The following is a 26,217-nucleotide window of genomic DNA, read 5'->3' on the forward strand; positions in this document are numbered from 1 at the left end:
TCATGGCTAACATTAATTCGCTTTCATTCGACGCCATCATCATTGGCGGCGGTGGTGCCGGCATGCGTGCCGCACTGCAACTGGCTCAGGGCGGCCACAAGACCGCTGTGGTCACCAAGGTCTTCCCGACCCGCTCCCATACCGTTTCCGCTCAGGGTGGCATCACCTGCGCAATCGCTTCTGCCGATCCAAACGATGACTGGCGCTGGCACATGTACGACACCGTCAAGGGCTCCGACTACATCGGCGACCAGGACGCGATCGAGTACATGTGTTCCGTGGGTCCCGAGGCAGTGTTCGAGCTCGAGCACATGGGTCTGCCGTTCTCGCGTACCGAGCAGGGCCGCATCTACCAGCGTCCGTTCGGTGGCCAGTCGAAGGACTTCGGCAAGGGCGGTCAGGCTGCACGTACCTGCGCCGCAGCCGACCGTACCGGTCACGCGCTGCTGCACACCCTGTACCAGGCCAACCTGAAGGCCGGCACTGTATTCCTCAACGAGTACTACGCGGTGGATCTGGTCAAAAACCAGGACGGCGCATTCGTCGGCATCATCGCTATCTGCATCGAAACCGGTGAAACCTCCTACATCCGCGCCAACGCGACTGTATTGGCCACTGGCGGCGCCGGGCGTATCTACTCGTCCACCACCAATGCCCTGATCAACACCGGCGACGGCGTTGGCATGGCTTTGCGTGCAGGTGTACCGGTTCAGGACATCGAAATGTGGCAGTTCCACCCGACCGGCATCGCCGGCGCAGGTGTACTGGTCACCGAAGGTTGCCGTGGTGAAGGCGGTTACCTGATCAACAAGCACGGCGAGCGTTTCATGGAGCGTTACGCTCCGAACGCCAAGGACCTTGCCGGTCGTGACGTTGTGGCTCGCTCCATGGTCAAAGAGATCATTGCCGGCAACGGCTGTGGCCCGGATGGCGATCACGTGATGCTCAAGCTTGATCACCTGGGTGAGGAAGTGCTGCACAGCCGTCTCCCGGGCATCATGGAATTGTCCAAGACCTTCGCTCACGTCGACCCGGCCGTCGCGCCAATTCCTGTCGTACCGACTTGCCACTACATGATGGGCGGCGTGGCCACCAACATTCATGGTCAGGCCATCACCCAGGACGCCGCCGGCGTTGATGCAATCATCCCTGGCCTGTTCGCGGTCGGCGAGGTTGCCTGCGTTTCGGTTCACGGTGCCAACCGTCTGGGCGGCAACTCGCTGCTCGATCTGGTGGTGTTCGGTCGTGCTGCCGGTCTGCACCTGGAGCAGGCGCTCAACGAAGGCATCGACTACCGTCGCGCCTCGGAAACCGACATCGACGTCGCCCTGGCTCGCCTCAGCGGCCTGAACGAACGCACCACCGGTGAAGACGTTGCAACCCTGCGCAAAGAGCTGCAGAGCTGCATGCAGAACTACTTCGGTGTGTTCCGTACCGGCGAATACATGCAGAAGGGTATTGCCCAGCTGGCGACCCTGCGCGAGCGCATTGCCAACGTCAAAATCAACGACAAGAGCCAGGCATTCAACACTGCCCGGATCGAAGCGCTGGAGCTGCAGAACCTGCTGGAAGTCGCTGAAGCAACGGCGATCGCCGCAGAGCATCGCAAGGAGTCCCGTGGCGCTCACGCCCGTGAAGACTTCGAAGATCGCGACGACGAGAACTGGCTGTGCCACACCCTGTACTTCCCGGGTGACAAGCGCGTAGCCAAGCGTGCCGTGAACTTCTCGCCGAAAACTGTTCCGACTTTTGAACCTAAGATTCGGACTTATTAAGGGTGACCGCCATGTTGCAAGTCAGTGTTTACCGCTACAACCCTGATCAGGACGCCGCGCCGTTCATGCAGGATTTCCAGGTCGATACCGGTGGCAAAGACCTGATGGTGCTGGATGTGCTCGCTCTGATCAAAGAGCAGGACGAAGGCTTTTCGTACCGTCGTTCGTGCCGCGAAGGCGTGTGCGGTTCCGATGGCATGAACATCAACGGCAAGAATGGCCTGGCCTGCATCACGCCGCTGTCGGCCGTGGTCAAGGGCAACAAGATGGTGGTTCGTCCACTGCCTGGCCTGCCGGTCATCCGTGACCTGGTTGTCGACATGAGCATCTTCTACAAGCAGTACGAGAAGGTGAAGCCATTCCTGCAGAACGACACGCCTGCTCCGGCCATCGAACGCCTGCAGACGCCGGAAGAGCGCGAAAAGCTCGACGGCCTGTACGAGTGCATCCTGTGCGCCTGCTGCTCGACGTCGTGCCCTTCGTTCTGGTGGAACCCCGACAAATTCCTCGGCCCCGCTGCGTTGCTGCAAGCCTATCGCTTCCTGGCTGACAGCCGCGACACCAAGACCGAAGAGCGCCTTGCCTCGATGGACGATCCGTTCAGCGTATTCCGCTGCCGCGGCATCATGAACTGCGTCAACGTTTGCCCGAAAGGCCTTAACCCAACCAAGGCTATTGGTCACGTGCGCAACATGTTGCTCAAAAGCGGTGTCTGATCCAGCCGCACCTGTAATATCGCAGCACCCGCTACTGCAGTACCCGTAAACGCTGCGGCGCAGGCTTCAACCGGCGCCGTAGTTTTAACCTGAGCAGTTGTCGTATGGCCTCAGCTCTTATTTTGAAGAAATGAAACCAGCAGGGGCATCCGGGCTGGTACCCGGACTATCTGCGTGATTCCTAGTGACTTGAAGTCGCTGCACATGGACTTTTCAAGTTTGCGCTGGCATCGACGCCGATGGTGTCCCCTAACCGAGGGTGACCAAGCATGCAAGAAAGCGTGATGCAGCGCATGTGGAACAGCGCCCACCTTTCCGGTGGTAGCGCTGCCTATGTGGAAGAGCTCTACGAGCTCTACCTGCACGACCCTAACGCTGTGCCAGAAGAGTGGCGCACCTATTTTCAGACGTTGCCGGCTGACGGCAGCACTGCCACCGATGTATCGCACTCGACGGTTCGCGATCATTTCGTGTTGCTGGGGAAAAACCAGCGCCGCGCCCAACCGGTCTCCGCCGGCAGCGTGAGCAGCGAGCATGAGAAGAAGCAAGTTGAAGTACTGCGGCTTATCCAGGCATTCCGTATGCGCGGCCATCAGGCGGCGCAACTCGATCCTCTGGGTTTGTGGCAGCGGACTGCGCCAGCTGACCTGTCGATCAACCATTACGGTTTGACCAACGCTGACCTCGATACCACATTCCGTGCCGGCGACCTGTTCATCGGCAAGGAAGAAGCGAGCCTACGCGAAATCGTTGAATCGTTGCAGCAGACATATTGCCGCACCATCGGCGCCGAGTTCACCCACATCGTCGATTCCAACCAGCGCAACTGGTTCATGCAGCGCCTTGAGAGCGTGCGGGGCCGTCCAGCCTATTCCGCCGACCTCAAGAGCCATCTGCTTGAGCGCGTGACTGCGGCCGAGGGTCTGGAAAAGTACCTGGGCACCAAGTACCCGGGCACCAAGCGTTTTGGCCTGGAAGGCGGTGAAAGCCTCATCCCGATGCTCGACGAGCTGATCCAGCGTTCCGGGTCCTACGGGACCAAGGAAGTGGTCATCGGCATGGCCCACCGTGGCCGTCTCAACGTGCTGGTCAACACCTTCGGTAAAAACCCGCGCGACCTGTTCGACGAATTCGAAGGCAAGAAAAAGGTCGAGCTGGGTTCCGGTGACGTGAAATATCACCAGGGCTTCTCGTCCAACGTCATGACCACCGGTGGCGAAGTTCACCTGGCGATGGCCTTCAACCCGTCTCACCTGGAGATCGTCTCTCCTGTGGTCGAGGGTTCTGTGCGCGCCCGTCAGGACCGCCGTAACGACGCCACCGGCGAGAAGGTTCTGCCGATCTCGATCCACGGTGACGCTGCCTTCGCCGGTCAGGGTGTCGTGCTGGAAACCTTCCAGATGTCGCAGACCCGCGGCTTCAAGACGGGCGGCACGATCCACATCGTGATCAACAACCAGGTCGGCTTCACCATCAGCAAGCAGGAAGACTCGCGCTCGACAGAGTACGCGACTGACGTTGCCAAGATGATTCAGGCACCGATCCTTCATGTGAATGGCGATGATCCGGAAGCCGTGTTGTTCGTCACTCAGCTGGCCATCGATTACCGCATGCAGTTCAAGCGTGACGTGGTGATCGACCTGGTTTGCTACCGTCGTCGCGGCCATAACGAGGCCGACGAGCCAAGCGGCACTCAGCCGCTCATGTACCAGCAGATCGCCAAGCAGCGCACCACGCGCGAGCTGTACGCCGACGCTCTGGCTGCAGCCGGTGTTCTCAACGCAGAAGCGGCTCAGACCAAGGTCGACGAGTACCGCAACGCACTGGACAACGGCATGCACGTGGTCAAGAGCCTGGTCAAGGAGCCGAACAAGGAATTGTTCGTCGACTGGCGTCCTTACCTGGGTCACGCGTGGACCGCACGTCACGACACCAGCTTCGACCTCAAGACTCTTCAGGAGCTGTCGGCCAAGCTGATGGAAGTGCCGGAAGGGTTCGTGGTTCAGCGTCAGGTCCAGAAAATCTACGAAGACCGCCAGAAGATGCAAGTCGGCGGGCTTCCGATCAACTGGGGCTACGCAGAAACCATGGCTTACGCCACGCTGGCGTTTGAAGGCCATCAGGTGCGCATCACCGGTCAGGACGTGGGTCGCGGTACGTTCTCGCACCGTCACGCCGTGCTGCACAACCAGAAAGACGGCGCCACTTACGTGCCGTTGCAGAACCTGTACGCCGGTCAGCCGCGTTTCGACCTGTACGACTCGTTCCTGTCGGAAGAGGCGGTACTGGCGTTCGAATACGGTTACTCGACCACTCAGCCAAATGCGCTGGTGATCTGGGAAGCCCAGTTCGGTGACTTCGCCAACGGTGCACAGGTCGTGATCGACCAGTTCATCACCAGCGGCGAGCACAAGTGGGGTCGTTTGTGCGGCCTGACCATGCTGTTGCCGCATGGCTACGAAGGGCAGGGCCCGGAGCACTCTTCGGCCCGTCTTGAGCGTTACCTGCAACTGTGCGCCGAGCACAACATTCAGGTGTGCATGCCTACCACCCCGGCACAGATCTACCATCTGCTGCGCCGTCAGGTGATTCGCCCGCTGCGCAAGCCGCTGATCGTGCTGACGCCGAAGTCGTTGCTGCGCCACAAGCTGGCCGTTTCGACCCTGGAAGATCTGGCCCATGGCTCGTTCCAGACCGTCATCCCGGAAATCGACACCCTCGATGCCGCCAAAGTGACGCGTCTGGTGCTGTGCAGTGGCAAGGTTTACTACGACCTGTTGGAAAAACGCCGTGCCGAAGGCCGCGAAGATATCGCCATCGTGCGTATCGAGCAGCTCTACCCGTTCCCGGAAGACGACCTGATGGAGGCCATCGCGCCTTACTCCAACCTGACCCACGTGGTCTGGTGTCAGGAAGAGCCGATGAACCAGGGCGCCTGGTACAGCAGTCAGCACCACCTGCGCCGCAGCATCGGCAATCACAACCGCAATCTCGTGCTCGAGTATGCCGGCCGTGACGCTTCAGCTGCTCCTGCTTGTGGTTACGCTTCGATGCACGCCGAACAGCAGGAAAAACTGCTGAAAGACGCGTTTTCCGTTTAACGCCTTCGCGCACTTGAAACCGAATTAAAGGAATTACAGATAATGGCTATTGAGATCAAAGCCCCCTCTTTCCCGGAATCCGTTGCCGACGGCACCGTTGCCACCTGGCACAAGAAGCCGGGCGACGCAGTCAAGCGTGACGAACTGATCGTTGATATCGAAACCGATAAAGTCGTCCTGGAAGTATTGGCCGAAGCTGACGGCGTACTGGGCGCAATCGTTGCCGAAGAGGGCGCTACTGTCCTGTCGAACCAGCTGCTGGGCTCGATCGAAGAGGGCGGTGCCGCCGCCGCTCCAGCCGCCGCTGCACCTGCTTCGGCTGCCGCAGCGCCTGCTCAGGCCGCCGCGCCTGCTGCTGCACCTGCTGCCGCAGCCGGTGACGAAGACGCCATCGGAGCTCCAGCTGCCCGCAAGCTGGCCGAAGAAAATGGCATCAACCTTGCCAGCGTCAAGGGCACTGGCAAGGACGGCCGTGTGACCAAGGAAGACGTGGTCGCTGCCATCGAAGCGAAGAAATCCGCTCCGGCCGCTGCGCCTGCTGCCAAACCTGCCGCAGCTGCCGCTGCGCCTGTTGCTGCCGCTGGCGATCGCACCGAGAAGCGTGTGCCGATGACCCGTCTGCGCGCCAAGGTTGCCGAACGTCTGGTTGAAGCTCAGTCGAACATGGCGATGCTGACCACGTTCAACGAAGTCGACATGACTGAAGTCATGGCGCTGCGTTCGAAGTACAAGGACCTGTTCGAGAAGTCCCACAACGGCGTACGCCTGGGCTTCATGTCGTTCTTCGTCAAGGCGGCGACCGAAGCGCTGAAGCGCTTCCCGGCTGTCAACGCGTCGATCGACGGCTCGGACATCGTCTACCACGGTTATGCCGACGTCGGCGTTGCCGTATCGAGCGACCGCGGCCTGGTGGTTCCAGTGCTGCGCAACGCCGAGCAGATGAGCCTGGCTGAAATCGAGGGCGGCATCGCCACCTTCGGCAAGAAAGCCCGTGACGGCAAACTGTCCATCGACGAGATGACTGGCGGTACCTTCACCATCACCAACGGTGGTACTTTCGGTTCGATGATGTCGACGCCGATCGTCAACCCGCCGCAAGCGGCCATCCTGGGCATGCACAACATCCTGCAGCGTCCGATGGCGATCAACGGTCAGGTTGTGATTCGTCCAATGATGTACCTGGCGTTGTCGTACGATCACCGCCTGATTGACGGTAAAGAAGCCGTGACCTTCCTGGTCACCATCAAGAACCTGCTGGAAGACCCGGCGCGTCTGCTGCTGGACATCTGATTTACGGACAGCTGCAAGCCGCAAGCGCCAAGCTGCAAGTAACAGCAGCCTGGCGCCAGCGCTTGGGTTGTCGCAACATCTCATGAACAGGCTGCAACTCGTCTGTAAAGCATCACGGATCAGCTTGCAGCTTGTGGCTTAAAGCTCGCAGCTAAAGAGGAACTCTTTTCTATGTCCCAGAAATTCGACGTGGTAGTGATTGGCGCAGGCCCCGGCGGCTATGTGGCTGCTATCAAGGCCGCGCAACTCGGTCTCACGACTGCCTGCATCGAGAAGTATCAGGATAAAGAGGGCAAGCTCGCCCTCGGCGGCACCTGCCTGAACGTTGGCTGCATTCCTTCCAAGGCGCTGCTCGACAGCTCCTGGAAATTCTACGAAGCCAAGAACCAGTTCGGTGTTCACGGCATCTCGGTCGGCGACGTCAAAATGGACGTTGCTGCCATGATTGGCCGCAAGTCTCAGATCGTCAAAGGCCTGACCGGTGGCGTTGCCAGCCTGTTCAAAGCCAACGGCGTTACTTCCCTGCAGGGTCACGGCAAACTGCTGGCCGGCAAGAAGGTCGAGCTGACCAAGCCTGACGGCACCACCGAAGTCATCGAAGCGGACAACATCATTCTGGCGTCCGGTTCGCGTCCGATCGACATCCCGCCGGCTCCAGTCAACCAGGTCACCATCGTCGATTCGACCGGTGCCCTGGAATTCCAGGCAGTGCCTGAGCGTCTGTGCGTGATCGGCGCAGGCGTCATCGGTCTGGAACTGGGCTCCGTGTGGGCACGTCTGGGCGCGAAAGTGACCGTTCTCGAAGCACTGGAGAAGTTCCTGCCAGCGGCTGACGAAGCGGTTGCCAAGGAAGCCTTGAAGACGTTCACAAAGCAGGGTCTGGACATCAAACTCGGCGCCCGTGTTACCGGCTCCGAGGTCAAAGGCGATGAAGTCGTTGTGAAATACACCGACAACGCCGGCGAGCAGAACATCACCTTCGACCGCGTCATCGTGGCCGTAGGCCGCCGCCCGGTCACCACCGAGCTGCTGGCTGCCGACAGCGGCGTCGACATCGACGAGCGCGGTTTCATCTTCGTCAATGACCAGTGCGAAACCAGCGTCCCAGGCGTCTTCGCCATCGGTGACGTGGTCCGTGGTCTGATGCTGGCGCACAAGGCGTCGGAAGAAGGCATCATGGTTGTCGAGCGCATCAAGGGTCACAAGACCCAGATGAACTACGACCTGATTCCTTCGGTCATTTACACGCACCCGGAAATCGCATGGGTCGGTAAAACCGAGCAGACCTTGAAGGCAGAGGGCGTTGAGGTTAACGTCGGCAGCTTCCCGTTCGCGGCCAGCGGCCGTGCAATGGCAGCGAACGATACCGGCGGTTTCGTCAAGGTCATCGCTGACGCCAAGACCGACCGTGTACTGGGTGTACACGTCATTGGTCCAGGCGCTGCAGAGCTGGTTCAGCAGGGCGCGATCGGTATGGAGTTCGGCACCAGTGCCGAAGACATCGGCATGATGGTCTTCTCTCACCCGACGCTGTCCGAAGCACTGCACGAAGCGGCTCTGGCGGTGAATGGCGGCGCCATTCACATCCAGAACAAGAAAAAACGCTAAAGATAACCACGGCGGTCCGCCCGTCGTAGGCCCTGTTCGCAGGGTTTACCGCGGAAGGTCCGTTGGACTCGAACTTCCGGCACGCAAGCAGGCATCAGGCCTGACCTGTGTGTCGGGAGAAGCGGTCACAGGTGGTGCGGCACGCTTTGACGAGCAGCACCGAATGCGCAGTACCTAACGAAGACGGTAATAAGCATGAATCTTCACGAGTATCAGGGTAAGCAGCTGTTTGCTGAATACGGCCTGCCAGTATCCAAGGGCTACGCAGTAGACACCCCGGAAGCAGCAGCAGAAGCGTGCGACAAGATCGGCGGAACCGAGTGGGTCGTCAAAGCCCAGGTTCACGCGGGTGGTCGCGGTAAAGCGGGCGGCGTAAAGCTGGTTCGCAGCAAGGAAGACGCAGCTGCGTTCGCTCAACAGTGGTTGGGCAAGCGTCTGGTCACTTATCAGACTGATGCCAATGGCCAGCCAGTCACCAAGATCCTGGTTGAATCGTGCACTGACATCGCCAAAGAGCTGTACCTGGGCGCTGTAGTCGATCGTTCGAGCCGCCGTATCGTGTTCATGGCTTCCACCGAAGGTGGCGTGGACATCGAGAAAATCGCTCACGACACGCCTGAAAAGATTCTCAAAGCCACCATCGATCCACTGGTTGGCGCTCAGCCATTCCAGGGTCGCGATCTGGCATTCCAGCTGGGTCTGGAAGGCAAGCAGGTCACCCAGTTCGCCAAGATCTTCACCGGTCTGGCCAAGCTGTTCCAGGACCACGACCTGGCCCTGCTGGAAGTGAACCCGCTGGTGATCAAGGCCGACGGCGATCTGCACTGCCTCGACGCCAAGATCAACATCGACGCCAACGCCATGTACCGTCAGCCAAAGCTGAAGGCTTTCCACGACCCGTCGCAAGACGACCCGCGCGAAGCCCACGCTGCCAAGTTCGAACTGAACTACGTGGCACTGGAAGGCAACATCGGCTGCATGGTCAACGGTGCTGGCCTGGCCATGGGTACCATGGACATCGTCAACCTGCATGGCGGCAAGCCAGCCAACTTCCTTGACGTTGGCGGCGGTGCCACCAAAGAACGCGTTACCGAAGCGTTCAAGATCATTCTGTCCGATACCAACGTCGCGGCAGTACTGGTCAACATCTTCGGCGGCATCGTTCGTTGCGACATGATTGCCGAAGGCATCATTGGCGCAGTGAAAGAAGTCGGCGTGAAAATCCCGGTTGTTGTTCGCCTTGAAGGCAACAACGCTGAGCTGGGCGCTAAAGTACTGGCAGAAAGCGGCTTGAACATCATCGCAGCTACCAGCCTGACCGACGCTGCTCAACAAGTCGTCAAAGCTGCGGAGGGCAAATAATGAGCGTCCTGATCAATAAAGACACCAAGGTTATCTGCCAGGGCTTCACCGGCTCGCAGGGTACCTTCCACTCCGAGCAAGCCATTGCCTACGGCACCAAAATGGTTGGCGGCGTGACTCCAGGCAAGGGCGGCACCACGCACCTGAACCTGCCAGTGTTCAACACTGTGTCCGAAGCAGTAGAGAAAACCGGCGCAACCGCTTCGGTTATCTACGTTCCGGCTCCGTTCTGCAAGGACTCCATCCTTGAAGCAGCGTTCGGCGGCATCAAGCTGATCGTCTGCATCACCGAAGGCATCCCGACCATCGACATGCTGGAAGCCAAGGTCAAGTGCGACGAACTGGGTGTGGTCCTGATCGGTCCTAACTGCCCAGGCGTCATCACTCCGGGCGAGTGCAAGATCGGCATCATGCCAGGTCACATTCACTTGCCAGGCAAGGTCGGTATCGTGTCGCGTTCCGGCACCCTGACTTACGAAGCTGTGAAGCAGACCACTGACGCCGGTTTCGGTCAGTCGACTTGCGTCGGTATCGGTGGTGACCCGATTCCGGGTTCGAACTTCATCGACATCCTGAAGCTGTTCCAGGAAGACCCGAAGACCGAAGCGATCGTCATGATCGGTGAGATCGGCGGTTCGGCTGAAGAAGAAGCGGCGGCCTACATCAAGGCTCACGTGACCAAGCCAGTGGTTTCCTACATCGCTGGTGTGACTGCTCCTCCGGGCAAGCGCATGGGCCATGCGGGCGCGATCATCTCCGGCGGCAAAGGCACTGCAGACGAGAAATTCGCTGCACTGCAGGACGCAGGCGTTAAAACCGTGCGTTCGCTGGCAGACATCGGCAAAGCCCTGGCTGAGCTGACCGGTTGGGAAGTGAAGAAGGCCTAATCGCCCTCGTCTCACTGCCTGATCAACAAAAGCCACCTTCGGGTGGCTTTTGCGTTTCTGGCGTTTGATAAGGAGAGGGCAGACGAGTCGCGACTGATAAAGCTGTAAGAGCCGGCTTGCTGGCGAACGGACTAGAACAACGCACACCGTTGGATGAATCTCCACAACTCACGGGCCAGCGCACTCCGGCAACAGAGCGGCAGAGGGTGCCGACTGATCAGGATCGCTCGATTTTTGTAAGACATTTCTGATATGCGACACCAACGTGCGTTCAACGGTCGCACCGCCCTGTATCGGTGCGGGAAATGGGTTAGGCTAGCCGCCGTTTTGCGCAGTCAGCCCCCACAAGGAGCAGGCGCGCGCTCAGGGTCTGTCTTAAAAGGGCGGGCAGCATTTCCCCCACCCTCAGGGAAATCCTCTCTTAATTCCGATTCAGCAGTGTGGTTTCCTTGATGAAAGTGTTGAAAGGCCAGGACATTCTGGCACTGGGTTTCATGACGTTCGCGTTGTTCGTGGGCGCCGGCAATATCATTTTCCCCCCGATCGTAGGCCTGCAGGCCGGGCCTAACGTGTGGATGGCCGCTCTGGGCTTTCTGGTCACGGCCGTGGGCCTGCCCGTGGTCACCGTGATCGCGCTGGCCAAGGTCGGCGGTGCCATGGACGCGTTGAGCAGTCCTATCGGCAAGGTGGCCGGGACGGTTCTGGCCGCAGTGTGCTATCTCTCGGTGGGGCCGTTGTTCGCAACGCCACGCACGGCCACTGTCTCTTTTGAAGTGGGTCTGGCACCGCTGACGGGTGAAAGCCCGCTGGCGCTGTTCCTGTACAGCCTGGTTTATTTTGTCCTGGTGTTCTGGATTTCCCTGTATCCGGGCCGTCTGCTCGACACGGTAGGGCGCTTCCTGGCGCCACTGAAGATCATCGCCTTGGCCATCCTCGGCGTCGCAGCATTCGCCCTGCCTGCCGGCGATGTCGGTGTTGCCGAGCCCGCCTACGTGGCAGCGCCGTTCTCTCAGGGTTTCATCAATGGTTACCTGACCATGGACACCCTGGGCGCGCTGGTTTTCGGCATTGTCATCGTCAACGCAATTCGCTCGCGCGGTGTCGAGTCCCCACGGCTCATCACCCGTTACGCCATCATTGCCGGCCTGATCGCCGGTGTAGGCTTGGCGCTGGTTTACATCAGCCTGTTCCGTTTAGGCTCCGACAGCCATGCCATCGCCGCCGGCGCCAGCAATGGCGCAGCGGTGTTGCACGCTTATGTGCAGCATACCTTTGGGACGTTGGGCAGCAGCTTTCTCGCCGTGTTGATCTCCCTGGCCTGTCTGGTTACAGCGGTTGGCTTGACCTGTGCCTGCGCCGAATACTTCAGCCGGGTGCTGCCGCTGTCCTACAAGACCCTGGTGGTCCTGCTGGCGGCGTTTTCCTTGCTGGTGTCCAACCTCGGTCTGACCAAACTGATCCAGTTCTCGATTCCAGTGCTGACGGCCATCTATCCGCCATGCATTGCATTGGTGGCCTTGAGTTTCTGCAAGGATTTCTGGCGGGAGCAGGGTCGGATCGTCGCGCCGGTCATGCTGGTGGCGTTTCTGATTGGCGTGGTGGATGCAGTCAAGGGTTCCGCCTGGGGCGAACACCTGCCGGATGCGCTGGCGCATTTGCCGCTCAGTGAACAAGGCCTGGCCTGGTTGATCCCGTCGCTGATCACCTTGCTCGGCGCATTTTTGGTCGACCGACTGCTGGGAAAACGCAGCGAAGCACTGGCCTGATGCATATCGCGAACGGCGATGTCCGCCGCGCGGGTCATGCACTAAACGCATAAAAAAACAAAGCCCGCTAAATGCGGGCTTTGTTTTTTTGAAACTTTGGAAATTACGGCTTAGTTGCAGGTGCAGCCTGGTTTGCTTCTTTAGCGCGCTCTTGAGCGGCTTCAGCATTCTTTTGAGCGGCTTCCTGACTTTCTTTGGCAGCGTCGTTCACTTTGTCTTGTGCTTTTTGCATCGATTCCTGCGACTGCTCGGCAGCCTTGTTTGCATCTTGCTGTTTATCTTCGGATTTTTTGTCGCAGGCGGCGAGGCCCAGAGTGGCAGACAGCATCAGGGCAATAGCTAAAGATTTACGCATGGGGTGTTTCTCCTTATTGGTCATCAACGTGCCTTCGAGCACCCGGTTATAAGGATAGTTCCATATCGGGGCGGGATAAATAATATGGCTTCCACAGCGGCTCCTTCGCTCGGATAACACCCTTCGATTATTTGTGCAGGCAATGCAGCGATATTGAAGAGGGGTTACGGGTGTGCTGTGCGCGTGAAGATTGTTCGTCGAGCGCACCCGTGTCCCTTGAAATCGTCGTCCAAGCCCCCACCTTGTTCACAACCCGTTGCTCGGAGCCGCTTTCGGCCTTCGGTGCAGCTACCCCTATTTGTGTGGACTGATTGGAGTTTGATGACCATGAGTGTGGAAACTCAAAAGGAAACCCTGGGCTTCCAGACCGAGGTGAAGCAACTGCTGCACCTCATGATCCATTCGCTGTACTCGAACAAGGAGATCTTCCTGCGTGAGCTGATCTCCAACGCGTCGGACGCGGTGGACAAGCTGCGTTTCGAAGCGCTGTCCAAGCCCGAGCTGCTGGAAGGCGGCGCCGAGCTGAAGATTCGCGTCAGCTTCGATAAGGATGCGCGCACGGTCACCCTGGAAGACAACGGCATCGGCATGAGCCGTGAAGACGTCATCACCCACTTGGGGACCATTGCCAAGTCCGGCACCGCCGACTTCATGAAAAACCTCTCCGGTGACCAGAAGAAAGATTCCCACCTGATCGGTCAGTTCGGCGTCGGTTTCTACTCCGCCTTCATTGTTGCCGACCAGGTTGAAGTGTTCACCCGTCGCGCAGGTTTGCCGGCCAGCGAAGGTGTGCACTGGTCTTCGAAAGGCGAGGGCGAGTTCGAAGTCGCCACGGTCGAGAAAGCTGATCGTGGCACCCGCATTGTGCTGCACCTCAAGAGCGCTGAAGACGAGTTTGCGGACGGTTATCGCCTGCGCAACATCATCAAGAAGTATTCCGATCACATCGCTCTGCCGATCGAACTGCCCAAAGAGCAGGCCGCGGTGGAAGGCGAAGCCGAGGTTGTGCAGGAGTGGGAAACCGTCAACCGCGCCAGCGCGCTATGGACCCGCCCACGCACCGAGGTCAAGGACGAGGAATACCAGGAGTTCTACAAGCACATCGCTCACGACTTCGAGAATCCGTTGACGTGGAGCCACAACAAGGTCGAGGGCAAGCTGGAATACAGCTCCCTGCTCTATGTGCCGGCCCGTGCACCGTTCGACCTGTACCAGCGGGAAGCCCCGCGTGGCCTGAAGCTGTATGTGCAACGCGTGTTTGTGATGGACCAAGCCGAATCGTTCCTGCCTCTCTATCTGCGATTCATCAAGGGTGTGGTCGATTCCAACGATCTGTCGCTGAACGTCTCGCGTGAAATCCTGCAGAAAGACCCGATCATCGATTCGATGAAGTCTGCACTGACCAAGCGCGTGCTGGACATGCTGGAAAAACTGGCGAAGAACCAGCCTGAAGAATATAAAGGCTTCTGGAAAAACTTCGGGCAGGTCTTGAAAGAAGGCCCGGCCGAAGACTTCGCCAACAAGGAAAAAATCGCCGGCCTGTTGCGTTTCGCGTCGACCTCCGACGACAGCGGCGAGCAGAGCGTTTCTTTGGCCGACTACCTGTCGCGTGCCAAGGAAGGCCAGGACAAAATCTACTACCTGACCGGTGAGAGCTACGCGCAGGTCAAGAACAGTCCACACCTTGAAGTCTTCCGCAAGAAAGGCATCGAAGTGCTGCTGCTGACCGATCGTATCGATGAGTGGCTGATGAGCTACCTGAGCGACTTCGACGGCAAAGGGTTTGTCGACGTTGCACGCGGCGACCTGGACCTTGGCAAGCTTGATTCCGAAGAAGACAAGAAGGCCCAGGAAGAGGTGGCAAAAGACAAGGAGGGCTTGATCGAGCGCTTGAAGACCGCACTGGGCGATGCCGTCAGCGAGGTCCGCGTTTCTCATCGCTTGACCGACTCGCCTGCAATTCTGGCGATCGGTGAGCAGGATCTGGGTCTGCAGATGCGTCAGATCCTGGAAGCGAGCGGTCAAAAGGTGCCGGACTCGAAGCCGATTTTCGAATTCAACCCGTCGCACCCGTTGATTGGCAAGCTGGACAACGAGCAGAACGAGGACCGTTTCGGCGATCTGTCGCACATCCTGTTCGACCAGGCAGCGCTGGCTGCGGGCGACAGCTTGAAAGATCCAGCCGCTTACGTGCGCCGTTTGAACAAGTTGTTGGTTGAGCTCTCGGTATAACATTTGCGTCACGACAGAACCCGCCTCGGCGGGTTTTGTCATTTTAATGTCCCTCCATCCTTATCAGCAGGAGTCTGTAATGAGCAATGTGACTGTGCAGTCCGTCGTCTACCAGATCGACGGCGTAAGCTACGAAAGCCGTCTGGCCTTCAGCGAGAGTGCTCAGGCCGCACCGGGCCTGGTGATGGCGCCCAACTGGATGGGCGTCGGCGACGATGCCGAACAGATTGCCAGGGACGTAGCAGGGAAGGGCTATGTGGTGTTACTGGCGGACTTGTACGGGCAGTCAGTGCGCCCGGGCAATGGTGATGAAGCAGCGGCTGCCATGATGCCCTTGAAGAACGATCGCATGCTGCTCAACCGTCGCATGCAGGCCGCACTGGATCAACTCACTTCCCAACGCACTGCCGCTGTCGATACCTCGCGGCTGGCGGTGTTTGGTTTCTGCTTTGGCGGTTGCTGTGCGCTTGAGCTGGCGCGCACCGGGGCTCCATTGAAGGCCGCTGTTTCATTCCATGGCACGCTGGATACGCCAAACCCTGCAGATGCCAACAACATTCAGGGCAAGGTGCTCGTCCTGCACGGCGCATCGGATCCGCTGGTGCCGAAAGAGCAATTGCCGGCGTTCGAGGCAGAGATGAATGCGGCCAATGTGGATTGGCAGTTGCTCAGCTACGGCGGTGCGTTTCACTCGTTCACCGATCCCCATGCGAACAACCCGGGCGTGCAGATGTACAACCCGACCGTGTCCAAGCGTGCGTTTACCTCGATGCATAATCTGCTGGACGAGGTGTTTGCCGGCTGACCCTGTGAGTCGGGCAGCTGCTGAGTGGCCTGGATTTTCAGCGTTCAGCAACTGCCTGATGTGAAGCATTCGCCAGCAAGCCGGCTCCTACAGATGATGCGAAACGGCGGTTATTTTCGTGGCATTGGCATTGGCACTGGCAATTCAATCCGCTCCACTTCTCCGGGCACAGTTGGCCAATCGCCAGCGGCCCACTTCGCTCTAGCCTGATTGATAAGCTCTGGATCGCTCGCCACGAAGTTCCAGTTCATCCTTCTTGGCCCATCCAGTGGCGCTCCGCCAATCAGTACCGCATGGCATTCGCTCTCCGCGAACAGCGTGGGTTCGCTGCCCGGATCAAGCACAACCAGGCTTCGTGGCGATAATGGCTCACCATCCACTGTCAACTCGCCTTGGATCACGTACAGAGCACGTTCTGCATGTTCCGCCGGGACACGCAGCGTCGTTGCTGTTTGCAGGTTCAGCTCCGCGTACAGCGTGGGCGACAGCACCGGCACGGGCGACTTCAAACAGAAACCCTCGCCGGCGATCAGGCGAATACGAATGCCCATAGCGTCACTCACTGGCAGCGTCGGGGCAGGGTGATGGCTGTAATGGCCGTCGCCGTGTTCGTGGGTTTTCGGCGATGCCAGCCACACTTGCAGCCCGTGCAACCGCGAGCCGCTCGCACGCAATGCCTCGGGAGTGCGCTCAATGTGGGCGATGGCGCTGCCGGAGGTCATCCAGCTGACTTCGCCGGGCCTGACGTGCTGATCGCTGCCGAGGCTGTCCTTGTGCAGGATCTCGCCCGCGAACAGGTAGGTCAGGGTCGACAGGCCTATGTGCGGGTGCTGAAGAATGTCCATGCCGGTGCCAGGCAGGTAGGTTGTTTCGAGCATATGGTCGAAGAAGACGAAAGGGCCGACGCTGCGGCATCGGGCGGAGGGGAGAGGGCGCAGGATGGGTTGGCCTTCTACGTCCTCGGCGCGAGGGATTATGGTCAGCATGGCGGGTACTCAAAGACCGGGTACGAATGACTGAGCGAAATTTATCGGCAATCCACGTTTCCCGATAGCAGCGTTGTGATGCGCGGGAACGGTTTTGTAATGATTTATTACGAAGTTTTGCACGGTGCCTCAGAGAATTGTCCTACAGAACCATTTCCTGAAGCCGACACCTCTGGAAACAGCTTTTTCGAAGCAGCGTTCTAGGAAGGGACAGGGTATGACCGTTAGAAACATGAACATCGCGCCACGCGCAGCACTTGGCTTTGGTCTGCTTGCCCTGCTGGTGTTTGCGTTGGGGATTTTTGCCCTGATGCAGATGTCCAGCATGCGCAAGCAATCGGACCACGTGGAAACCAAGTGGCTGCCCAGCGTGATGGAGCTCGGCACCCTTGGGCAGGATCTCATGCGGGTCCGAACCTTGACGCTGCGTCTGATGCTCAACCGAAGCCCCGAGGCGCTGCGCGACAACGCTGGCAAGCTGGACCAGCTCAAGGCAGGGCTGAAGGTCACGCAGCAAAATTACGCGGCGTTGATTGGCTCGCCACGCGAACGCGAGCTGTATGAGGCTTTCGCCGCTGTCCAGGCTGCCTACCTGCAGCGACAGGACAAGGTCATGGAGCTCTCTGCTGCGGGTCAGACCGATGAAGCACTGAAGATGATCAACGGCGAGATGACGCAGCTCGCCGACAAAATGACGGTCGCCCTGAATGAGCTGACAACGCTGAACAAGCAAGGCGCCCTGGATGCAAGCGATCTGGCCCGGGCTGTGTTTTCCAGTGCGTTCGCCTGGGTTGTCGGCATGATGCTGCTGACAGCGTTGATGACCCTGTTGCTGGCCTGGGGCCTGACCCGAAGCATCGTCAGGCCGATCGCACAGGCTCTGGGCATTGCTCAAGTGGTGGCAGCCGGCGACCTCACCGCGGAGATCGTCGTGGAAGGTCGCGATGAACCGGCTCGGCTGCTGGAAGCGCTGAAGGTCATGCAGCAAAGTCTGCGTCGCACCATCATGCGCATCGCCGACTCCTCGAACCAGCTGGCGTCGGCGTCGGAAGAGCTGAGCACGGTTACGGAAGACGCTACGCGGGGCCTGCATCAGCAGAGTCTGGAGATCGATCAAGCCGCAACCGCAGTCAATGAGATGACGGCGGCGGTGGAAGAGGTGGCACGCAACGCGGTCGCCACCTCAGAGGCGTCAGGTGAGTCGGACCGGATTGCGCAGCATGGCCGCGAGCAGGTTCAGCAGACCGTAGCCTCTATCGCGCATTTGGCCGAGGACGTCACTGAAGCGGGCGAGCAGGTCGAAACCCTCGCGCAGAAGGTTTACGGCATCACCAAAGTGCTGGACGTGATCCGCTCCGTGGCGGAACAGACCAACCTGCTGGCGTTGAACGCAGCGATCGAAGCAGCCCGTGCAGGTGAGGCGGGCCGCGGTTTCGCCGTGGTGGCCGATGAGGTCCGGGCCCTGGCGCATCGCACGCAGTCGTCGACACAGGAAATTGAACAACTGGTGGGCGACATTCGCCAAGGCACCGATCAGGCCGTGGCCGCGATGCAAGGCAGCAACAGCCGCGCGCAGACGACCCTGGAGCTGGCGCAGTCGGCAGGGGTTGCACTGGATGAGATCGCGGCGGCCATTACGCTGATCACTGAACGCAACGTGGTCATCGCCAGCGCGTCGGAAGAGCAGGCTCAGGTGGCGCGTGAGGTGGACCGCAATCTGACCAACATTCGCGACATCTCGCTGCAGAGTTCGGCGGGAGCCAACCAGACCAGCGCTGCCAGCCATGAGCTGTCGAGGCTCGCGACCGATTTGAATGGCATGGTTGCAGCATTTTCGGTGTGACAACCGCCCCTTTCCCGGCTAAAGCCGGTCCCACTAAGTGAACGCGGTGCTGGCGTGGGACTGGCTAAAGCCGGTCCCACTAAGACGCTGCGCAGTTGTAGGACCGGGTAAAGCCGGTTCCACTAAGTGAACGCGATGCTGTTGTAGGACTGGCTTCAGCCGGGAATGCGCCGGTCGGGGCTTCGTAAATCCCGCAGTGTGCCGCCGACGGCGTTCCCGGCTAAGGCTCTGCTGCAAATCGTCTCTGAGCTTTGGCAGTGACCGCATTCTCCAGGCATAAAAAAAGGCGCCCCTCAGGGCGCCTTTTTTGTGCTGCTCGGCGTGTTACTTGCCAGTCCAGCGCTTCATCACCAGCGTGGCGTTGGTGCCACCAAAGCCGAAGCTGTTGCTCATCACCAGGTTGAGCTCGGTGTTTTCGCGGGTCTTGGTCAGGATCGGCATATCGGCAACCGCTGGGTCCAGCTCGTCGATGTTCGCCGAGCCAGCCATGAAATTACCTTCCATCATCAGCATGCAGTAGATCGCTTCGTGGACGCCGGCAGCGCCCAGTGAGTGACCGGACAGGCTCTTGGTGGAGCTGATCGCAGGAGCCTTGTCGCCGAATACTTCGCGAACGCCTTCCATTTCCTTGACGTCGCCGACAGGGGTGGAAGTGCCGTGGGTGTTCAGGTAGTCGATGCTGCCATCAACCGTGGACAGCGCCTGCTGCATGCAGCGAATGGCGCCCTCGCCGCTAGGGGCGACCATGTCGTAACCGTCGGACGTGGCGCCGTAGCCGACCAGTTCGGCGTAGATTTTCGCGCCACGGGCCAAAGCGTGCTCCAGCTCCTCGACCACAACCATGCCGCCGCCACCGGCGATGACGAAACCGTCACGGTCGGCATCGTAAGCGCGGGAAGCCTGTTCCGGCGTCTCGTTGCGCTTGCTGGACAGTGCGCCCATGGCATCGAACAGGAACGACTGGCTCCAGTGCTCTTCTTCGCCGCCGCCGGCGAAAACGATATCCTGCTTGCCCATCTGAATCTGTTCCATGGCAGTACCGATGCAGTGGGCACTGGTGGCACAGGCAGATGCGATGGAGTAGTTCAGGCCTTTGATCTTGAACGGCGTTGCCAGACAGGCCGAGACCGTGCTGCTCATGGTACGGGTGACCCGGTATGGACCGACGCGCTTGACGCCTTTCTCACGCAGGATGTCCAGCGCTTCCATCTGGTTAAGCGTCGATGCGCCGCCGGAACCTGCGATCAGACCGGTACGCGGGTTGGACACCTGCTCTTCGGTTAGACCGGAATCGGTAACGGCGTCCTTCATGGCCAGGTAGGCATAGGCAGCCGCATGGCCGACGAAGCGGAAGATCTTGCGATCGATCAGCTCTTCAAGATTGAGGTCAATGGAGCCCGAAACCTGGCTGCGCAGACCCATTTCGGCGTATTCCGGGTTGAATCGGATACCAGGGCGACTTGCACGCAGGTTGGCGGAAACGGTGTCTTTGTCATTGCCCAAGCAGGAAACAATGCCCAGACCAGTGATAACGACGCGGCGCATGCGAATACCCTTAGAAATTGTCAGTGGAAGTGAAGACGCCGACACGCAGGCCTTCAGCGGTATAGATTTCACGGCCGTCCACGCTGACCGAACCATCGGCGATGGCCAGATTCAGCTTGCCTTTGAGGACGCGCTTGATGTGAATGTTGTAGGTGACTTTCTTCGCAGTCGGGAGGACCTGACCGAAGAATTTGACTTCGCCCGAACCCAGTGCGCGACCGCGGCCCGGCAGGCCTTGCCAGCCGAGGAAGAAGCCGACCAACTGCCACATGGCATCCAGGCCCAGGCAGCCTGGCATCACCGGGTCGCCCTCGAAGTGGCAGGCAAAGAACCACAGGTCAGGGTTGATATCGAGTTCGGCGACCAATTCACCTTTGCCGAACTTGCCGCCTTCTTCGCTGATCAGGGTGATGCGATCCACCATCAGCATATTAGGGGCGGGCAGTTGCGCATTACCTGGGCCGAACAGCTCGCCGCGACTGCAGCGCAGCAGGTCTTCCCGGGTAAAGGCGTTTTGTTTGGTCATGCGAACTCCTCGATAATCCTGTGCGGCAGGGTGTGGCGTTACTTACCCAATCTGGCCAGCGGGTCATCCCTCTGCTGGCAGCCTACTCATAGACTATTGCGTTGTAGTGAAAGTCACAGCACGGGTGAAATGAATGTACACCTGTGCACTGAAATTTTTCGTCCGCACGTCGGCGTGGGTCGAATCGGCACACAAGACTGCCGGAATTTATCATTTACCGCCAGTCGCAGATGCCTTAATGGTCAACCATCGCTGCAAAACCTGCTGCAAATCAGTGCGTTTGAATGGCTTGGCCAGGTAATCGTTCATTCCGGCCTGCAGACAGATCTCCCGATCACCGTGCTGGGCATTGGCGGTCAGGGCAATGATGGGGAGCGTTGCCAGGCCCGGCAGCGTCCGGATTCGGCGCGTGGCCTCGTAGCCGTCCATGACCGGCAGTCGGCAATCCATCAAGATCAGCGCGAAGCTTTCCTGGCTGGCCATGCTCACCGCCTCAGCGCCGTCGGCTGCGACGCTGACCTGCAGACCCAGACTGCGCAGCATCGCTTCGACCACCGTACGATTCACTGGGTTGTCCTCGACCAGCAGCACACAGGCATCGCGGCTCTGGGGCAGATCGCTGACCGTGCCCGGCGGAGGGGCGCTCAACGGCTGGTTGACACGCTCCAGCGGTATCTGCAGCCGGAATACCGAGCCCAGACCCTCGCTGCTTTGCGCCCCCAGCGAGCCGCCCATGCGCTCGGCCAGGCTGCGCGCGATGGGCAGGCCCAGGCCTGTGCCGCCATAGCGACGCGAGATCGAATTGTCGGCCTGCTGGAACGCGTCGAACATTGATTCCAGCAAGTCCGGGGAGATACCAATCCCGCTGTCACGGACCGCGCAGGTAAACAGAATGTGGTGCGGATCGGGCTGAGTGAACCCGGCTTCGACGCGCACGCTGCCCACTTCGGTGAACTTCAGGGCGTTGCCGATCAAATTGACCAGTATCTGCCTGATGCGTGTCGGATCGCCCTTGACCTGCAGCCCCTCCAGCGAGGGTGGCATGTCCAGCTGCAATTCCAGGCCGCGCTGCTGTGCGTTGTGAGCAAATGCCTGAACCGACGTCGCGATAAGGTCCGCCAGATTGAAGGTAATGCTTTCCAGCTCGAGTGCGTCGCGCTCGAATCGCGAAAAGTCGAGGATGTCGTTGATGACCCGCAGCAGGTGCTCGGTTGACTCCATGGCCAGCGCCGCATACTCGGCCTGCTCGTCGGTCATTTTCGTGGTTTCCATCAGCTGCAGCATGCCCAGTACGCCGTTCATCGGCGTCCGCAGCTCATGGCTCATCATCGCCAGAAATTCGGATTTCGCATTGTTGGCGCGCTCGGCTTCCTCCCGGGTCCGGATGAGCTCGTCCATCGCCTGCTTTTGCTCACGGCTGGCTTTCTCAAGGCCCAGGGCCAGATTGTTGATGTGCCGGGCCAGATCACCCAGCTCGGCATCATCCGCAACGGGGAGCGGGGCGGAGTAGTCACCCTGCTGAATAGCTTTCACTGCGTCACTCATGGCGCTGATCGGCTGCGACAGGCTCAGCGACAGGCGCCTGGCCAGCAAGTACGTGAACAACAAGGCGAACATCGCCAGCACCCCGGCCTTGAGCAGTATTTCCTGCTCGCGCTGGTTGAAGGCGTCGCTGGACATGCCTACCAATACGCGTCCCAGATAGGCTTCGACCGGCACGCTGGGATCTTCGACGGAGCCGCGCCCGCTGGCGGTCGCCCAGCCCGCTTCGGCGGTTTCAGACTGCAGGCGGATGGGTGCCTGAAAGACTTCCATTTGCCGCGCACGGCCTTGCGCTTCAGCGGGTTCGACATGCACCAGGACTTCGCCAGCGCTGTTGCGAACCTCAAGAAACCGCACGTGCGGCGTGGTCATGGTGGCGTTCATCAGGTGTTCGAGCAGCGCTGTGTTACCCGCAATGACGCCGTATTCCGTGGCGGGTGCCAGTTGATTGGCGATGAGCTGCCCGGTGTGATTGAGCTCCTGCCGCAGGTCCTGAATACGCACCACGGTGAAGAAGCTGATCAACAGTAACGTGAGCAACAACGCCGGGCCGAGGCTGAGGATCTGCGTCCGGGTGCTGATGTTCCATCCGCGCTGGGCCGTCACCGCGAGGCTCCGGTGGTCGCAATCCACAGAGATAGGCGCTGCTCAGGCATGGAAGAACCCAACGGGCAGAAGGCTGTGAACGGTGGGGGTCATGTAACGGATCTCTTCGGGAGCGACCTAACGATAGCTCATCGGCGCCCTGGCGGAATTTTCATCCTGGGCGCGCATCTTAACCGAGCCGTGGGCAATTTCCTTGATGATAGTGGGGCCTGGACGAGATGTTCGTGAGTGCGCCTTTTGCCGCTGGTCGCCGGCACAACGCCCCGTATAATGCCCGTATCGCCAGATGTGATGGCCCTGAATGGATTGTGTTATGACCGAGCAGCAACCTATAGCGGTCCTTGGCGGCGGCAGCTTCGGGACCGCAGTGGCCAATCTGTTGGCTGGCAACGGCCATCGGGTGAAGCAGTGGATGCGCGACCCGGAGCAGGCCGCGGCCATTCGCAACAACCGCGAAAACCCGCGCTACCTCAAGGGTATCAAAGTGCTCGACGGCGTCGAGGCAGTCACCGACTTGCAAGCTACGCTGCAAGGCAGCGAGCTGGTTTTCGTGGCGTTGCCCTCAAGCGCGCTGCGCAGCGTGCTGACGCCATACGTCGAGCTGCTCACCGGCAAAATGCTGGTCAGCCTGACCAAGGGGATCGAAGCCGACACCTTCAAACTCATGAGCGAGATTCTTCAGGACATCGCCCCCGCTGCACGAATCGGGGTGCTGTCGGGTCCCAACCTTGCGCGGGAGATCGCTGAGCACGCCCTGACCGCGACGGTCGTGGCCAGCGAAGATGAAGACCTGTGTCAGCAGGTCCAGGCAGCCTTGCATGGCCGCACATTCCGCGTGTACGCCAGCGCCGATCGTTTTGGCGTGGAGCTGGGCGGTGCACTCAAAAACGTTTACGCCATCATTGCTGGCATGGCGGTGGCCCTGAACATGGGCGAAAACACTAAAAGCATGTTGATCACCCGGGCGCTGGCGGAGATGACCCGCTTTGCCGTCAGCCAGGGCGCCAATCCGATGACGTTTCTGGGTCTGGCCGGGGTCGGCGACTTGATCGTGACGTGCTCATCGCCCAAGAGCCGCAATTATCAGGTCGGCTTTGCGCTGGGGCAGGGGCTGAGTCTTGACGAGGCCGTCACCCGGTTGGGCGAGGTCGCGGAGGGCGTCAATACGCTCAAGGTGCTCAAGGCCAAGGCGCAGGAGCTGCAAGTGTATATGCCGCTTGTGGCCGGGCTCCATGCCATCCTCTTCGAGGGGCGCACGCTGGAGCAGGTCATCGAGTTGCTGATGCGCGCCGAGCCGAAAACCGACGTCGATTTCATTTCAATCAGTGGTTTCAACTGATCCCATTTCTGGAGAAGGCTCTTGAACGAATTCAAACTCAAGCAACACGAATCGATCCTGCTGCGGGTTCTGTGGATGGTGCTGTTTGTGCTGGTCTGGCAGGTGGCAGAGACGGTGCTGGCGGTCGTGGTACTGGCCCAGCTGGTCTATCGCCTGTTCAACGGCGCGCCGAGCCTCGGCATGATGTCGTTCGGTGACAGCCTGAGCCAATACCTGGCGCAGATCGGTCGTTTCGGCACGTTCAACACTGACCAGAAGCCCTGGCCCTTTGCTGACTGGCCAACGCCACGCGCGCCCGACGGAGAGACTCCCTATACGGTGCCGGTCACGCCATACGCCTCGCCTGTGACGCCCGCACCCACGCCCGCACACACCCCGACACCGACACCGACACCGACACCGACACCGACACCTGAGCCATCGCCTGAGCCATCGCCTGAGCCATCACCGGAGCCGGAACTTGCTGCCCCGCCAGCCGTTGCCCCCACACCACCGACGGCCCCAATCCCGCCGGCAAAGCGTGACGAGGAGCCAAAGCTGTGAACGTATGGATTTTGCGCCATGGCCAGGCTGCCCCGCAGGCGCGCACTGACGCTGAACGAGAGCTGACCGCCAAAGGACGCGAGGAAGTCTTGCGCAGCGCCGCTCACCTGATGGGCCAACCGCTGCAGCGCATCATTGCCAGCCCGTACGTGCGCGCGCAGCAGACCGCAGAGTTGGTCCGTCAGGCTCTGGGGTTTACCGGCTCCATCCTCACCGTGCCGTGGCTCACCCCGGACAGCAATCCGCGCAGAGTGCTCGATGAGCTGGAAGCGTACAACGCAGAAGACGTGTTGCTGGTCAGTCACCAACCGCTGGTTGGCGCGCTGATCAGGCTCGCGGTACATGGCTCCGTGCAACAGGCTCAGTCCATGCACACCGCCAGTCTCGCCCATCTTGAGGCCGATTTGCCCCTTGCTGGCGGCATGGAACTGGTGGATGTTCGCCACGCAGAATGAGACGCGAGAGGGACGTTTTGCGCGTCTCTCTCGCGTGACGCATGCAATGCAGCCCTTTTGAACAACAAGGAAGAAACCATGAGCCTGTGGCGCAAACCCCCCGATCTGAACGCCCTCAATACCCTGCAGAAGAACACCATCGGCGAGGTGCTGGATATTCGCTTCGACGCAGTCGACGACCAGTCTCTGACGGCAAGCATGGCCGTCGATCAGCGCACCCATCAGCCTTACGGTTTGTTGCATGGCGGCGCGTCGGTGGTGCTTGCCGAGACTGTGGGTTCGACTGCGAGTTATCTGGTCATCGATACCGATCGGTTTTTTTGCGTAGGCATCGAGGTCAACGCCAATCATCTGCGCGGCGTGCGCAGTGGTCGGGTCACGGCGGTGGCGCATCCCGTCCACATCGGGCGCACGACCCATGTGTGGGACATCCGGCTGACGACCGAAGATGGCAAACCGTGCTGCATTTCCCGTCTGACCGTCGCAGTAGTGCCCCACGGAGAGCAGCCGCCCTCACGCTGACTTACCAGAGGGGGCTGATTATTTGCAGCGCTTCGACGTGAATTAATCTGTCCCCAGGGTGCGCGGTCCGGTTGCGAGGGTTTGCTTGATGGCAGACATTTCGCAGCTCGGCGAGTCACTCGATCAAAAGCACACCAAAAGCTCCCCGGCTAAAGCCGGTCCCACTGAGCGCACGCGCTGTTGTTGGTGGGACTGGTTCTTCCCGGCTAAAGCCGGTCCCACTGACCGTACGCGCTGCTGCTAGTGGGACTGGTTATTTCCGGCTGGGGCTGGTCCTACTGACCGTACGCGCTGCTGTTGGTGGGACTGGTTCTTCCCGGCTGGGGCTGGTCCTACTGACCGTACCCGCTGCTGTTAGTGGGACTGGTTCTTTCCGGCTGGCGCTGGTCCCACTGACCGTACCCGCTGCTGTT

General features: G+C 59.9%; 18 protein-coding genes and 4 pseudogenes. 16 read left to right on the plus strand and 6 right to left on the minus strand.

Going from position 1 to position 26,217, the window contains the following annotated elements:
• Nucleotides 1-2 precede the first annotated feature (2 nt).
• From sdhA to brnQ, 8 genes are all read left to right on the plus strand, one after another.
• Entirely contained in the window at nucleotides 3-1,775 is a 1,773-nt protein-coding gene (gene sdhA / locus QRN48_RS24635; RefSeq protein ID WP_037009388.1) for a succinate dehydrogenase flavoprotein subunit, read from the plus strand.
• Between the two features lie 11 nt (nucleotides 1,776-1,786).
• On the plus strand, nucleotides 1,787-2,491 hold the full coding sequence (locus QRN48_RS24640; protein WP_037009391.1) for a succinate dehydrogenase iron-sulfur subunit: 705 nt from the start codon (nucleotides 1,787-1,789) through the stop codon (nucleotides 2,489-2,491).
• Between the two features lie 269 nt (nucleotides 2,492-2,760).
• Nucleotides 2,761-5,592, plus strand: a complete 2,832-nt coding sequence (locus tag QRN48_RS24645) for a 2-oxoglutarate dehydrogenase E1 component (RefSeq protein ID WP_285353977.1) — start codon at nucleotides 2,761-2,763, stop codon at nucleotides 5,590-5,592.
• Between the two features lie 42 nt (nucleotides 5,593-5,634).
• Nucleotides 5,635-6,882 carry a 2-oxoglutarate dehydrogenase complex dihydrolipoyllysine-residue succinyltransferase gene (gene odhB / locus QRN48_RS24650; RefSeq protein WP_037009395.1) on the plus strand — a complete coding sequence of 416 codons (1,248 nt, stop codon included), beginning with the start codon at nucleotides 5,635-5,637 and terminating at the stop codon, nucleotides 6,880-6,882.
• Nucleotides 6,883-7,053: 171 nt separating this feature from the next.
• The gene (gene lpdA, locus QRN48_RS24655; RefSeq protein ID WP_037009396.1) at nucleotides 7,054-8,490 is read left to right on the plus strand and encodes a dihydrolipoyl dehydrogenase; all 1,437 of its coding nucleotides are present in this window, start codon (nucleotides 7,054-7,056) and stop codon (nucleotides 8,488-8,490) included.
• A 195-nt stretch (nucleotides 8,491-8,685) separates the two neighbouring features.
• Nucleotides 8,686-9,852, plus strand: coding sequence for an ADP-forming succinate--CoA ligase subunit beta (gene sucC, locus QRN48_RS24660; RefSeq protein WP_004882574.1), 1,167 nt, complete (start codon nucleotides 8,686-8,688; stop codon nucleotides 9,850-9,852).
• Nucleotides 9,852-10,739, plus strand: coding sequence for a succinate--CoA ligase subunit alpha (sucD, locus tag QRN48_RS24665; RefSeq protein WP_037009399.1), 888 nt, complete (start codon nucleotides 9,852-9,854; stop codon nucleotides 10,737-10,739). The genes sucC and sucD overlap by 1 nt, the downstream gene beginning before the upstream one ends.
• A 452-nt stretch (nucleotides 10,740-11,191) precedes the next feature.
• On the plus strand, nucleotides 11,192-12,505 hold the full coding sequence (gene brnQ / locus QRN48_RS24670) for a branched-chain amino acid transport system II carrier protein (protein WP_285353994.1): 1,314 nt from the start codon (nucleotides 11,192-11,194) through the stop codon (nucleotides 12,503-12,505).
• A gap of 103 nt (nucleotides 12,506-12,608) precedes the next feature.
• Here the strand turns inward: brnQ and QRN48_RS24675 are convergent, their stop codons facing one another.
• Nucleotides 12,609-12,860: a hypothetical protein gene (locus QRN48_RS24675; protein WP_037009404.1), complete on the minus strand. Its 252-nt coding sequence runs from the start codon at nucleotides 12,858-12,860 to the stop codon at nucleotides 12,609-12,611.
• Nucleotides 12,861-13,187: 327 nt separating this feature from the next.
• Between QRN48_RS24675 and htpG the strand changes: the two genes are divergently transcribed.
• Both htpG and QRN48_RS24685 read left to right on the plus strand, forming a co-directional pair.
• The gene (gene htpG / locus QRN48_RS24680; RefSeq protein WP_191943691.1) at nucleotides 13,188-15,092 is read left to right on the plus strand and encodes a molecular chaperone HtpG; all 1,905 of its coding nucleotides are present in this window, start codon (nucleotides 13,188-13,190) and stop codon (nucleotides 15,090-15,092) included.
• A gap of 79 nt (nucleotides 15,093-15,171) precedes the next feature.
• The gene (locus QRN48_RS24685; RefSeq protein ID WP_285353998.1) at nucleotides 15,172-15,897 is read left to right on the plus strand and encodes a dienelactone hydrolase family protein; all 726 of its coding nucleotides are present in this window, start codon (nucleotides 15,172-15,174) and stop codon (nucleotides 15,895-15,897) included.
• Between the two features lie 110 nt (nucleotides 15,898-16,007).
• Here the strand turns inward: QRN48_RS24685 and QRN48_RS24690 are convergent, their stop codons facing one another.
• The gene (locus QRN48_RS24690) at nucleotides 16,008-16,883 is read right to left on the minus strand and encodes a pirin family protein (RefSeq protein ID WP_285354000.1); all 876 of its coding nucleotides are present in this window, start codon (nucleotides 16,881-16,883) and stop codon (nucleotides 16,008-16,010) included.
• A 232-nt stretch (nucleotides 16,884-17,115) separates the two neighbouring features.
• Between QRN48_RS24690 and QRN48_RS25515 the strand changes: the two are divergent.
• Both QRN48_RS25515 and QRN48_RS25520 read left to right on the plus strand, forming a co-directional pair.
• Nucleotides 17,116-17,868 (plus strand): annotated as a pseudogene (locus tag QRN48_RS25515) (MCP four helix bundle domain-containing protein); the annotation flags it as partial.
• A 21-nt stretch (nucleotides 17,869-17,889) separates the two neighbouring features.
• Nucleotides 17,890-18,726 carry a methyl-accepting chemotaxis protein gene (locus tag QRN48_RS25520; RefSeq protein ID WP_420806883.1) on the plus strand — a complete coding sequence of 279 codons (837 nt, stop codon included), beginning with the start codon at nucleotides 17,890-17,892 and terminating at the stop codon, nucleotides 18,724-18,726.
• 324 nt (nucleotides 18,727-19,050) lie between these two features.
• On the opposite strand, the gene fabB is transcribed toward QRN48_RS25520, so the two are convergent.
• The 4 genes and pseudogenes from fabB to QRN48_RS24710 form a co-directional block, all read right to left on the minus strand.
• Nucleotides 19,051-20,271 (minus strand): beta-ketoacyl-ACP synthase I, encoded by a 1,221-nt coding sequence (gene fabB / locus QRN48_RS24700; RefSeq protein ID WP_037009415.1) that lies wholly within the window; start codon nucleotides 20,269-20,271, stop codon nucleotides 19,051-19,053.
• Between the two features lie 10 nt (nucleotides 20,272-20,281).
• Complete coding sequence (gene fabA / locus QRN48_RS24705) at nucleotides 20,282-20,797, minus strand: 3-hydroxyacyl-[acyl-carrier-protein] dehydratase FabA (RefSeq protein WP_037009417.1); 516 nt, start codon at nucleotides 20,795-20,797, stop codon at nucleotides 20,282-20,284.
• Between the two features lie 210 nt (nucleotides 20,798-21,007).
• Nucleotides 21,008-21,391: pseudogene (locus QRN48_RS25525) on the minus strand (response regulator); the annotation flags it as partial.
• Nucleotides 21,392-21,456: 65 nt separating this feature from the next.
• Nucleotides 21,457-22,945: pseudogene (locus QRN48_RS24710) on the minus strand (sensor histidine kinase); the annotation flags it as partial.
• Between the two features lie 313 nt (nucleotides 22,946-23,258).
• On the opposite strand from QRN48_RS24710, the gene QRN48_RS24715 reads away from it, so the two are divergent.
• From QRN48_RS24715 to QRN48_RS24730, 4 genes and pseudogenes are all read left to right on the plus strand, one after another.
• The gene (locus QRN48_RS24715) at nucleotides 23,259-24,284 is read left to right on the plus strand and encodes an NAD(P)H-dependent glycerol-3-phosphate dehydrogenase (RefSeq protein WP_285354006.1); all 1,026 of its coding nucleotides are present in this window, start codon (nucleotides 23,259-23,261) and stop codon (nucleotides 24,282-24,284) included.
• Nucleotides 24,285-24,305: 21 nt separating this feature from the next.
• Nucleotides 24,306-24,668 (plus strand): annotated as a pseudogene (locus QRN48_RS24720) (DUF4389 domain-containing protein); the annotation flags it as partial.
• A 155-nt stretch (nucleotides 24,669-24,823) separates the two neighbouring features.
• The gene (gene sixA / locus QRN48_RS24725; RefSeq protein ID WP_285354007.1) at nucleotides 24,824-25,282 is read left to right on the plus strand and encodes a phosphohistidine phosphatase SixA; all 459 of its coding nucleotides are present in this window, start codon (nucleotides 24,824-24,826) and stop codon (nucleotides 25,280-25,282) included.
• 78 nt (nucleotides 25,283-25,360) lie between these two features.
• Nucleotides 25,361-25,804, plus strand: a complete 444-nt coding sequence (locus tag QRN48_RS24730; protein ID WP_191943699.1) for a hotdog fold thioesterase — start codon at nucleotides 25,361-25,363, stop codon at nucleotides 25,802-25,804.
• Nucleotides 25,805-26,217: the final 413 nt, after the last annotated feature.

The organism is Pseudomonas sp. ME-P-057 (assembly GCF_030208975.1).
Taxonomy (GTDB): Bacteria; Pseudomonadota; Gammaproteobacteria; order Pseudomonadales; family Pseudomonadaceae; genus Aquipseudomonas; species Aquipseudomonas lutea.

Coding starts and splice junctions, on each gene's coding strand:
- sdhA (WP_037009388.1), top strand. CDS start 3: ATGGCTAACATTAATTCGCTTTCATTCGACGCCATCATCATTGGCGGC.
- htpG (WP_191943691.1), top strand. CDS start 13,188: ATGAGTGTGGAAACTCAAAAGGAAACCCTGGGCTTCCAGACCGAGGTG.
- fabA (WP_037009417.1), bottom strand. CDS start 20,797: ATGACCAAACAAAACGCCTTTACCCGGGAAGACCTGCTGCGCTGCAGT.
- sucD (WP_037009399.1), top strand. CDS start 9,852: ATGAGCGTCCTGATCAATAAAGACACCAAGGTTATCTGCCAGGGCTTC.
- odhB (WP_037009395.1), top strand. CDS start 5,635: ATGGCTATTGAGATCAAAGCCCCCTCTTTCCCGGAATCCGTTGCCGAC.
- QRN48_RS24685 (WP_285353998.1), top strand. CDS start 15,172: ATGAGCAATGTGACTGTGCAGTCCGTCGTCTACCAGATCGACGGCGTA.
- QRN48_RS24675 (WP_037009404.1), bottom strand. CDS start 12,860: ATGCGTAAATCTTTAGCTATTGCCCTGATGCTGTCTGCCACTCTGGGC.
- QRN48_RS25520 (WP_420806883.1), top strand. CDS start 17,890: ATGCGCATCGCCGACTCCTCGAACCAGCTGGCGTCGGCGTCGGAAGAG.
- sucC (WP_004882574.1), top strand. CDS start 8,686: ATGAATCTTCACGAGTATCAGGGTAAGCAGCTGTTTGCTGAATACGGC.
- lpdA (WP_037009396.1), top strand. CDS start 7,054: ATGTCCCAGAAATTCGACGTGGTAGTGATTGGCGCAGGCCCCGGCGGC.
- QRN48_RS24730 (WP_191943699.1), top strand. CDS start 25,361: ATGAGCCTGTGGCGCAAACCCCCCGATCTGAACGCCCTCAATACCCTG.
- QRN48_RS24715 (WP_285354006.1), top strand. CDS start 23,259: ATGACCGAGCAGCAACCTATAGCGGTCCTTGGCGGCGGCAGCTTCGGG.
- fabB (WP_037009415.1), bottom strand. CDS start 20,271: ATGCGCCGCGTCGTTATCACTGGTCTGGGCATTGTTTCCTGCTTGGGC.
- QRN48_RS24640 (WP_037009391.1), top strand. CDS start 1,787: ATGTTGCAAGTCAGTGTTTACCGCTACAACCCTGATCAGGACGCCGCG.
- QRN48_RS24645 (WP_285353977.1), top strand. CDS start 2,761: ATGCAAGAAAGCGTGATGCAGCGCATGTGGAACAGCGCCCACCTTTCC.
- QRN48_RS24690 (WP_285354000.1), bottom strand. CDS start 16,883: ATGCTGACCATAATCCCTCGCGCCGAGGACGTAGAAGGCCAACCCATC.
- brnQ (WP_285353994.1), top strand. CDS start 11,192: ATGAAAGTGTTGAAAGGCCAGGACATTCTGGCACTGGGTTTCATGACG.